Here is a 1,144-nt window from a genome sequence, read left to right on the forward strand (position 1 = left end):
GTTTTGCCGAAAGTCCTTAACGGCAGCTGGCGCAGCAGCTATGAAGCGAAAGCCGTCGATGCAAAGCGAATCTCGCGTGTGCGCGAATCGTCGCTGAGTCAGCCGATATACGCCAAACTTGGGCCGGCGATGCAGGACGAGGATTGGGCAGCGGCACTATTGGCCATCGAAGAAGGCCTCGCCGTGATGCCAGACTCTTTTGATTTTCGGCGGGTTCATGCGGATATTCTGCTTCACAAGCTGCGCGACATCAAAACCGGCTTGCCGCTTATGCGCGAATTGGTCGAGGACGCGATCAACAAAAAGTTCGAAGCGATGTCTTGGGTGGTGATGGCGCTGAACCAACTCTTCCATCCCACGATCGACAACTCCCATCTTCCGCATGATGATCGCTTTGCGATGGGCAAGGAGCTCTCCGAACAGATCCTGGAACTTAATCCTCCGCAAGGCGATGGAGACTTTAAATTCGGGTGTTACTTTCCGGTCGCTCAGTATTATTACGAGAGCGGCAACAAGGACCGGGCGATCGAGTTGATCGAGGTGGCAATCAAATCGCTGGACCATTCGGAGCCAGTGCCGGACCAAACCAAACAGCGCTACCTCACCTCGTTGCTCCAAGCCCTGGCCAACTACACGGGTGAGCCTGCCTGTCACGCGGGTCTCTGTGTGGCTCCGCAAAACAAGACTTCCGAAACTCAAAACGCTGTCACTTCCTGAGCAAGGATCGCGAAGGGCATGACAATTGGAATTGAACACCGGCAAATCCGCCCGCCCAGGCGCACTTCGCAGCAATAACGTCGATGCCGCAAAAGTGCGCGGCTTGCGGCAGGTGGAATTTCCATTGCGTTTACCTCGGGTCGAACCGCGGCGCAGGCGTTCGCGCCGCGGTGAAAGGTCTCGCATTGGTGGACGTGCTCGAGGTCGGCCACGGGACACTGTTGCGTGGGATCGGCTCGCCCAAGCCATTCCCCCGCCCACGCAAGCGCCCGAACCACACATCGCAGAAAAAGAGATCGTCCTTCAAGAGGAGTACTGAAATTGGGGAAAAGCGAGATTCCTCATGAACCGGTTGGCCCTGCTGTCCACAAGGACGACGAGGCCCTTGCTTCCCCGTTCGTCAAATGCCTCCTGCGGCTCATTCGTA

Annotated in this window: 1 pseudogene; it reads left to right on the forward strand. The window is 56.9% G+C overall.

Annotation, left to right across the window (positions count from 1 at the left end):
- Nucleotides 1-717 (forward strand): annotated as a pseudogene (locus tag EOC06_RS40530) (TlpA family protein disulfide reductase); the annotation flags it as partial.
- Between the last annotated feature and the right edge of the window lie 427 nt (nucleotides 718-1,144).

The organism is Mesorhizobium sp. M7A.F.Ca.MR.362.00.0.0 (assembly GCF_004023175.1).
Taxonomy (GTDB): domain Bacteria; phylum Pseudomonadota; class Alphaproteobacteria; order Rhizobiales; family Rhizobiaceae; genus Mesorhizobium.